Here is a 10,672-nt window from a genome sequence, read left to right on the forward strand (position 1 = left end):
CCATGACGAAAAAAAGAAAGAGCGTTGCAGATGAAGCGAGCCCAATTTAAATATGAGTCCACTCTAAAAAGTCCAAAAAATAAAAATGCCACTAAATCACCAAAGCACTAAATCCCACAAAACACTGAAAATCAATTAGTTAATTTATAGTGGGATTTTGTGTTTTTGTGCTTTTGTGGCAAAAAAGACTTTTTAGAGTGGACTCAAAATATCAATGATAAATATTCGTTTGTATATTATTATTTACCTAAATTTGTGTTATGATCTTTAAAAAAATTATATTGTCATTCAGCTTTGCTTTTGCATTTGCTTTTCTTCTCCACCTTTCCTCCTGGATTTTTTTCTCCCCCTTTGTGGGAGATTCAGAGGGGTCCTGGGTTGGGGGTGAAGTTTTTGCACAAACACTCAAATTCTCTGATGAGCCGGAGCAGTTCATAACAGACATCAACCAGATGATGGAAGCCACTACCTATGAAATTGCAATCCAGGCAGCAGTAAATTTCGATTCTGCATGGGTTTCACTCACCGGTGGTCAAAAGACAGTACTGATCAGCATCGCTCAAAAGATGGCAAAAAGAAGACTCAAGCCAATACCAGACTTTCAGAATTTTTTTAATACAATTTCTTATGCTGTTCAAAATGACTCCATAGACTCACAAATACTTGATACATTTTTAACCGTAATGTTTAAAGTGATAGACAGACCTGAAAATAGCAATGCCTTGATCAGTAAATTTCTTGCAACTACCAGGCTGTTTTTTGAAAAAAAAGCCCTGTACGACTCAAACTATAACAGCGTGTTTGTGATTGGAGGAACCTATGCTTTTGATTATATAGAACCGGAAGAAGAAAAAACTATCTTTGATGAATATGATCCCGAATACCCGGAAGCACAAGAAGAAGAAGCAGAAGATGATGACTGGGGTTGGGAGGATGAAGGTTGGGGTGATGAGGATGAAGATGATTTTACCACGAGCAAACAAAGGATCGAAGCTTTGTTAGGAGATGAAGTTACAGAAGATGATGCTACTGAGCAAACCCCAATACAAGGCCCTGTAATAATTTTTAAAAACGCCAACATTGCCTTACGAACAAATTATGGCTCCAATCAAATTCAGGGCACAAATGGCACCTTCATGTTTTATAGCAACATTTTTACCGGGGATAGCGGCAAATTTGACTGGAGTAAAGTGGGAATTTCACCAGCAGCGCTTTATTGTGAATTTAAAGGATATAATTTTAACGTAAAAAGCCCTACCTTAAAAGTAGACTCAGTTACCTTACACTATCCTGAAGTGGTTGGCTACCCCGTTGAAGGAATATTTGAATTTCAAAGTAAAAAATATTCAAATCCATTGAAAGCCCAATACCCCAAATTTAAGTCTTATTCTAACGATATTAAAATCAAAAACTTTGGGAAAAATATGATATATAAAGGAGGAATGGCCCTCATCTATAAAGGTGGATTAGCCCTTGCCGGCAACAGGATGAACAGTTTATCAGTGACCGGAGGAAACTGCGAAATGAACTTTCTCAGAAAAAACAAATTAATGTTTAGGTTGTTAGCGAAAAGATTTGAATTAGGCGACTCTTTAATTGCCTCTAAAAATGCGTATTTTGTCCTTTATCAATATGAAGATTCGTTGATGGACGGCAACAGAGTAGCATTTCAGCGAAAAGACTCAATCGTTCACCCAAAAGTTAAGTTGAAATACAATAAAAATACTGCCATGTTAAAGTTGGTAACAGGTGGAAGTACATCAAAGCATACAGCATTCTCCGATTCCTATCATAATATTGATATCAGAGCAGAATTTCTTCACTGGGATTTGAAAACTTCACAAGTAAATTTTTCTATAATTACTGCAAAACACAAAGTACCGGCATTTTTTGAGTCAAGAGAATATTATGATCCTGTCAGGTACAAACAAATGGGGGGTATTTTAAGCTTTCATCCACTACAAATGGTGGTAATGTACGGACGCTTAAAAGGGAAAAAACAATTTTATGTTGATCAAATAGCAAGAGATTATAAGAAAAATGCCAACACGATTAAATCTACCTGTGTATCTTTGGACAGGCAGGGGTTTATAGATTATAATGCTGAAACGGGTTTTATTAAATTAAAACCTAAGGGTATACATTATGTGTATGCCAGCATGGGAAGAGCCGATTATGATAATATGCTGATAAGGTCTTTAAGCGCAGCAGGGAAAAATGCTACTTTAGACATTTCTAACAATGAGCTCACCGTAAGAGGCATTCGCAAGTTCTATTTAAGTGATTCGATGAGGGTGTTTGTGCTTCCGCAAGGTAACCAGATCAAAATATTAAAAGACCGCAATCTATTATTCAATGGCATGTTGAGAGCTGGTAATATGTTGTTTTACGGGCAGGATTTCAAGTTTGATTATGATGGTTTTTTTGTAGTTTTAAAACAGGTTGATTCACTGAAATTCAGATTGGATAAAGTAGGAGTACTTGATAACCAGATGGTCTTTGAGGAGGGTATTTTATATATTAATAAGCCAAATAACAGATCGGGAAGAAAAAGCTTTCCGGATTATCCTAAGCTTGCCGCCCCACAGGGAGGAAAGGTCTATTTTGACCGGGATAAAGTGCTCAATCATGCTTATGATAAAAGTATGTATTTTGAAATACCTGCTTTTGATCTTGATAGCCTCAACAGCTATAATCCTGCCTCCTTTTCATTTTATGGCACTTTTTATTCGGGCGGCATTTTCCCACCCTTCCAGGAAAGATTGCGAATTATGCCGGATTACTCACTTGGATTTACGCACAAGGTCCCTTATGGTGGGTATAATCTTTACGGAAAGGATGACGCCCGGTTTTACGACATGCTTACCTTAAACAACGAGGGCCTGAGAGGACCGGGAGAGCTCAAATATTTAATGGCTACCTTAAAATCAGAGGATTTTGTTTTTTATTTAGATTCTACTTTAGCTATAGCCACAGCAGGGTATATACAAAAAGGTAATTATAACGAAGCATCCTGCCCTCAGACAACCTATGATCGCTGCCTGATGAAATGGCTGCCTAAGCTCGGTATGTATTTAAGCAATACCGATATACAAGCCCCGATCCTGCTTTATGAAGGAGACGCTACATTAGATGGAACCACGCTATTAACTGCAACCGGGTTATATGGAATTGGCAAAGTCTCTACAAGTGATGCAGCAACAATATCTGATAAGTTTCATTTTAGAGAAAATGACTTTAGCGCCAGAAGAGCAACTTTTAAAATAGCCTCTGATAACCCCAAAAAGCCTGCATTATTATGTACCTCAGTGAGACTCGACTTTGATATGCAAAACCTTATTGCCGACTGGACCCCTGAAATAAAAGGATTCCCCAGCACCGAGTTCCCTTATTCACAATATAAAACATCCATCGAAAAAGGGCTGCTGGATTTGAATAAAAGAACCGTAACCATGCATATGCCTGAAGGAAGCGAACTTAAAAATTCGTACTTCTATTCCACCCATCCCGACCAGGATTCTTTAGCTTTTAATGCTACGGGCGCTATCTATGATATGGATGAATTTACATTAAACATAAATGGTATCCCGGAAATCAAGGTTGCAGACGCCTCTATCGTCCCTGATAGTAATAAAATTTTTGTGCTTGAAAATGCAAAAATACCGATGCTCACCAGAGCAGAGATTACCATGGATACATTAAATGGTTACCATCAACTTCACAGCGGTAACATTTTTGTAAATTCAAGAAATGAATTTGAAGGCAATGCAATCTATGATTTTGTTAATTTGGCTAATGACACCTTCCGGATAAAATTTGACAAGTTTGTGATGGGAAAAGAAACTAAAAAGAAGAAAGATATTGTCTCCACTGCTGCTTATGGCGAAGTGCTGGAAGATGACAGCATTTTCATCTCTCCCAAAATATTTTACAGGGGAAAGGTTGCTTTGCACGCAGACAAAGATAATCTGGATGTAGATGGTTTTATTAAACTGCAAATGATAGGTATTTTTAAATCTGATAACTGGTTTAAATACACTAACCAGGAAGATATATTTAATGTATTTATAAAGGTTGAAGACCTTGTTTCTGCTATGGGTAAACCTCTGAGTACCGGCCTGCACATAAATCAGCGCACTTCACAATTATACAGCACTTTTATTTCTCAAAAGTACCAGAATACTGATAAAGACGTGCTGCCTGCTAAGGGGATGCTTTATATTGAACCGTTTAAAAGTGAATTTAAGATCACCACTCCTGAAAAAAACGCTGGACTATCTTATCAGGGCAACGTAATGGTGTATCGTGATTCCACTTCCGAGATTGATTATGAGGGAAAATTAAGTTTGGTTACTACCCGAAATGATAATAAAAGTTTTGTATGTGACGCTTCCGGCAGCGGCAGCGCATACTTTTCCTCTTACGACACTATCTACATGACCGATACCCTTTTCACCATAAATCCAATGATTTATAATAAACTTATTCAGTTCTATGACACACTTTATACTACTGACACTATTTACAGAAACGATTTGCTGTTCTATCTTCCATCTTCTATCTTCCATTTCCCATCTGCCCCGACAGAGTCGGGGTCTGCTATCTCCCATTTTCCATTTTCCATTTTCCATCTCCCGTCAGGAGATACACTCCTTTCCACTTCCGATATTCTTCTCAACACTACCGATACGCTTTACACCCTTGATCCCTTTCTAAACCCGGATACACTTTTTACCTCCGATACTCTTTATTCTCTTGATACTCTCGTGGCTTATACCATTGATACTCTGATAGCTAACTCTTATATCATAGACACCATTGCTACCAACCAGTATTCGTTCAACACATTTCTATCATTTAATTTCGGCTTTCCTACCCAGGCGCTGAAATTAATGGGAGAAGATATTGTCAAAGCTACCACTCCTAAATCTTTAATCTCTGATCAGGTCATGATCGAGAAGATGCAGGGGTCTTCGGTCGAAGATCAAGAAGAGTCCAACAAGCCTAATGACAATGATTCAACTTTGATCTACAGGTTGGCAGAAATAATTGGCAATGAGAAAGCAAAAGAATATAAACAGCATTTGGCAGCTCAAAATTCTCCTTTTATGGATTATGAATATTCACCTCTTTATACTTTTTCTAATAAATTAAATAAATCCATCGTCTTTTCTGACGTAACGCTTAAATGGTCAAATGAATACAAGGCCTGGTATAGTGTAGGTAAACTGGGTCTGTCCAACATCCTGAAAAATGACGTCAATGCAGAAGTTAATGGCTATCTGCAGATGAGCAAAACCCCGGCCGGAGATAAGGTAGATATTTATATTGAGCTTGCCTATGATAAATGGTATTATTTCCATTATGATAATACATCATTCTGGTATAAAATGAGCGTTAATACGCCCATCAACAAGCTTATTGCTACTTCGTCTGATCTAAGGTTTAATGATATTATTGCCTCAAAAGCTAAAGGAAATAGAGATGCAATTACTGAAGATAAGTATGCTTTTGCTTTGGGAGACCTGATGGATAAAGCCTTGTTTATTAGAAAATTCAAATCAAAATATTTGGGAGAAGGCACTTTTGAGCAAGAAGAGGAAGAAGAGGAACTTGATGAAGAAGAAACATACGATGAAGAAGAAGATGATTTTGATGATTCCGAAATTATGGATATGCGGATGAAAGCCGGGTCAAAGCCGCCTAAGAAAAAAGGCAGGAAATAGGAGACAATTTGATAATTAACGTTCTTATTCGCGATTCGCGTAAATCCCGTAAATAAGAATTGAATTTGGTTGTTTAAAAAATAATACTTAACTTTGCAGGCTTTCTATTTATAAACACCGGTTGAACAAGAGTATTCAGGAACAGTTAGCAATTGACCCCGAATACCTGGGAGTCAACTTTTTCAGATATGACAATCTGTTTAATCATATTTTGTACCCTTTTTGCTTATCTCATCGGTTCACTACCTACGTCAGTGTGGCTCGGACAGGCATACTATGGAATTGATGTCAGGGAATACGGGAGCGGCAATGCCGGTGCAACCAATACTTTCAGAATTCTGGGAAAGCGGGCAGGCGTCATTGTGTTGGCTGTTGATATTATGAAAGGATGGTCGGCTACTTCGTTTGCTACTTTCCTTTTAGCGTTGAATTTGATCCCTTATGATGACCTGGTCATTTATAAAATAATTTTTGGCACTGCCGCTGTTTTAGGACATATTTTTCCGGTTTATGTAAAATTCAGAGGAGGCAAAGGCATTGCCACGCTAATAGCCGTGATCTTCTCTATCAATATTGAAGCAGCCCTGGCTTGTATGATCATTTTTTTTATTGTTCTTTTCATTTCAAAATATGTCTCCCTGGGCTCATTGTCAGCAGCCCTGGCATTTCCCCTCCTGCTTCTTCTTCCAAGGTTTTATCCTGATGAGCCTTTTATCATCACTTTCGGATTTGCCTTGTTTGCCATCGTTGTGCTTACCCACCAAAAAAACATTATCCGGCTTATCAACGGACAGGAAAGTAAGGCGAATATAAGGTTGAGGAAAAATAAAACCTGAATTAAAAATGACGAATTACGAATGACGAAGTACGAATTCGTCATTCGTAATTCGTACTTCGTAATTTACAATGACCGGTAAAAGCATCCCTATACAAATATTTTATTTCTTATTATTTACAGCTATACAGCTAATTTTACTAAGAAACGCTGTGCTTTTTAAAAAATTTATATCATTTTTTTTGCATTTAAAAAAAATGCCCTACCTTTGCACCCTGTTTTGGCTTCATTAACCTAAAAATAAAAATAAAATCATGACAAAACTTACAATTACTTTCGTATTGGCAATCTTTGGCTATTGCTCTTTGTTTGCCCAAACTTCAGGCGGGCCTGATACTTATGGGTATATCTGGAAAAACAGCAATGACATCAGCGTTGACGCTCCGGTTTACAACTGGATAGACATTACAACCATTGGTACAGAGATCACCGGGTTGGGCGATGACAATGTTTCAGTTATCTTTCCTTTCGGCTTTACTTTTAAATATTACTGGTCGGATATATCTGGTTTTTCTGTTGGCTCTAATGGCTACATTGCCTTGAATACTTCTTATGTCATTTCCTCTGGATTTGGAGATGGCGGTTTTCCTCCTACACCTTCAGTGGATGGTAAAGAGAATGTGGTTGCACCCTTTATGGCTGATCTCAAGCCTGATGGAGCAGGAAATCCTTCGAAACTATATTATTACTCAAATTTAATAGATACACTCATCGTATCCTATGAGAATGTAGCTTTTTGGTCAAGCGCTGCCGCACCCCCAAATGATTGGTTAGGCTCAAATACCTTTCAAGTCATCTTTGCCAAAACTGATAGTTCTATTACATTTCAATATAAAAAACAACAGGGATCGTGGGCTCCTTCATATGATGCCACTACATACCCAGGTGTAACAGGTATTGAAAATATCACCGAACAGATTGGTTTATTGGTTTCTAGTACTAAACCAGACACGGCAACGGCTATTAAATTCTATTATCCTGACAGTGTTACCTTGTCTGTTGAAGACGTCAAACCATCATGGACCAACAATGCCGCAAATGCCGGGTTTTTTGAAATAGCAAACAGAAGCGTTAACATGGCTACCAATGTATCTAATGTTGGAAATGTTAATGTTGATACAGCCTTTAATACATTCATTGAAATACAAAGATCCGATTTTACAATTGCTTATAGTGATACAGTGAGCATTCCATCTTTAGCCCAAGGTGTTGATACCACCATCGTTTACCCTACTATATATACACCTGATTCGGCAGATATATACACGATTATGACATTTACAAATCTATCAAGCGATATTAATACACTTAATAACCAGATCCAAACAGAGATGGTAGTGATTGATACTGTTGGTAAAACTCAGGATACCTTATCCTGGGACAATGGGATGACGCCAGGTCAGGGAGTTGGATTTGAAGGCTGCGGGGTTCATTTCATACCACCATTTTATCCGACTGTTGTAAAGGAATTGTTATACTTTATAATTCAAACCACTGTTGATTCCGGTGGTTTTGTAGCAGCATTGTGGGATGATGATGGCCCCGGTGGAACTGCCGGTACAGTACTTTTTTCTGATACAATAATTCCTGACAGTGTTATTCTTGGTGGTTGGAACTCAGTAAATTTATCTGCTCCTATCTTAATAAATGATGGCGGATTTTACATTTCGTGGCAATTTATTGATACTACTACCCAAGGTATAGGTGTTGGTGTTGACCTTATACCACCATTTTCTTTGAGAACTTACGAAGTGCTCAGTGGGGTCTGGGGTGCATACAGGAGTGCTGAGGCAGAAGATATCATGATCAATGCCGTTATCGATTTACCCCCATATCCACTCATTGCTGCAATAAGTTCCTATGTAGATCCTACATGCAATGGCGTGTGTAATGGAAATGCTGCCGTAAATGTGGTTGGTGGAATACCTCCTTTTACTTATCTATGGGATGATTCATTAAACCAGGATTCGGTTACAGCAACTAAACTTTGTGCTGGTACTTACACTGTAACGGTATATGATTCGTTAGGGGATTCTACTACTGCTACGCTTACTCTTTCCGAGCCGGCAATTCTTACCGGTACAACAACAACCATTGGTCAATCAACTCCTGCAGATACAAATGGTGTAGTTACTGTTACTGCAAGTGGAGGATCCGGAAGCTATTCTTATCTATGGAATACCGGAGATACCACAAGTATGGTTTTAGGGGTTGTTGCCGGTGTATATAGTGTCACTGTTACTGACATTGTTTGCGGTAATTCTATCGTTCTTACCGATACAGTTAATTTACTAACCGCTATAGCCGGATTTTTTGAAGAAGCGGGTAATGTTAAAATATACCCTAATCCGTCAACTGGCAAGCTAATGATTGAACTGCTCAATATCAGGCATACAAGTATTGCGCTTTACAGCATATTAGGGAAACGGTTAGCTGAATTCAATAATAATGATAAAAATAAACAAAGTTTCTATTCACTTGATTTGTCAAATCAGGCAAACGGCTCCTATTTTATAAAAATTATTACTGATCATAAAGTGATCACAAAAAAAATAATTCTTTATAAGTAAAATAAACACCATCTTTCATAAAGCCATCCCGTACCTGTTTATAGGTGGGATGGCTTTTTTTTATATCTTTGCAAAAAAAAATGCCACAAAGACACGAAGACAGATGAAAAACTACATCAACAAAAACAAAGAGCGCTTCATCAACGAACTATTAGACCTGCTAAAAATCCCTTCTGTCAGCGCTGATAGTAAATTCAAAAATGATGTGCTAAAAGCTGCAGAATTTGTGAAAGAAAAATTAATTGCTGCAGGAATTGAAAAAGCTGAGGTCTGTGTTACCCCGGGACATCCCATCGTTTATGGAGAAAAAATAATAGATGATGCTTTGCCAACCGTACTGGTTTACGGGCATTATGACGTACAGCCGGCTGATCCGCTGGAACTTTGGGATTCACCGCCTTTTGAACCGGTCATCAAAGATGAAAAGATATATGCCAGGGGTGCCTGTGATGATAAAGGACAGATGTATATGCACATTAAGGCGTTTGAAACAATGATGGCCACGGGAAATCTTGCCTGCAATGTAAAATTTATGATAGAAGGAGAAGAAGAAGTGGGTTCGGATAATTTAGGGGACTTTGTAGCTGCTCATAAAGAAAAATTAAAAGCTGATATTGTTCTCATATCTGATACCTCAATATTGGCAAATGATACCCCTTCCATAACCACCGGGCTCAGGGGACTAAGTTATGTGGAGGTAGAGATAACCGGGCCGAACAGGGACCTGCATTCCGGCACCTATGGCGGAGCCGTGGCAAACCCGGTAAATATACTATGCAACATGATCGCCTCATTAAAAGATGAAAATAACCACCTTACCATCCCCGGGTTTTATGACGATGTAGTTGAAATAAGCGCCCACGAAAAAGCTGAAATGGCAAAAGCGCCTTTTGACCTTGAGGAGTATAAAAATGAGCTTGATATAGAAGATGTATATGGAGAAAAAGGTTATTCTACCCTGGAAAGAACCTCCATCAGGCCCACTCTGGATGTAAATGGAATATGGGGAGGTTATACAGGTGAAGGAGCCAAAACGGTGATTGCCTCAAAAGCTTATGCAAAGATCTCCATGCGCCTGGTGCCTAACCAGTCGTCAGAAAAAATCACCGGCCTCTTTACAGATCACTTTAAATCCATCGCACCTAAAGGAGTGCGCGTAAAAATAACACCGCTCCATGGCGGTGAACCGGTAGTTACGCCCACCGACTCCGCTGCTTATCATGCTGCCAGCAAAGCCTTTGAAGAAACCTTCGGAAAGTTACCTATCCCCATGCGTGAAGGAGGAAGCATACCCATTGTGGCGTTGTTTGAAGAAGAGCTGGGTTTGAAAACCGTGCTGATGGGTTTTGGCTTAGATTCTGATGCGATCCATTCTCCAAATGAGCATTTCGGGATATTCAATTATTTGAAAGGGATTGAGACCATACCGTTGTTTTATAAGTATTTTGCGGAGATGAAAGACTAATGTAGCAACAATTTAATTACGCAATATTGTAATCATAAAATATATTATTTCATTGTTCAATTGTTAAGATGGTTAT

At 38.5% G+C, this 10,672-nt stretch carries 4 protein-coding genes; all 4 read left to right on the plus strand.

Annotated elements, in window-relative coordinates; all coding sequences use genetic code 11:
• Positions 1-260 precede the first annotated feature (260 nt).
• The 4 genes from FVQ77_04470 (at position 261) to FVQ77_04485 (ending at position 10,596) form a co-directional block, all read left to right on the plus strand.
• Positions 261-5,726 carry a hypothetical protein gene (locus tag FVQ77_04470; protein MBW8049588.1) on the plus strand — a complete coding sequence of 1,822 codons (5,466 nt, stop codon included), beginning with the start codon at positions 261-263 and terminating at the stop codon, positions 5,724-5,726.
• Between the two features lie 188 nt (positions 5,727-5,914).
• Entirely contained in the window at positions 5,915-6,562 is a 648-nt protein-coding gene (plsY, locus tag FVQ77_04475) for a glycerol-3-phosphate 1-O-acyltransferase PlsY (protein MBW8049589.1), read from the plus strand.
• A 253-nt stretch (positions 6,563-6,815) separates the two neighbouring features.
• A complete protein-coding gene (locus FVQ77_04480) occupies positions 6,816-9,131 on the plus strand; it encodes a T9SS type A sorting domain-containing protein (GenBank protein ID MBW8049590.1) in 2,316 nt (771 codons plus the stop codon).
• Between the two features lie 49 nt (positions 9,132-9,180).
• Complete coding sequence (locus tag FVQ77_04485; protein ID MBW8049591.1) at positions 9,181-10,596, plus strand: dipeptidase; 1,416 nt, start codon at positions 9,181-9,183, stop codon at positions 10,594-10,596.
• Positions 10,597-10,672 lie beyond the last annotated feature (76 nt).

It is taken from the genome of Cytophagales bacterium (genome assembly GCA_019456305.1).
GTDB lineage: Bacteria > Bacteroidota > Bacteroidia > Cytophagales > VRUD01 > VRUD01.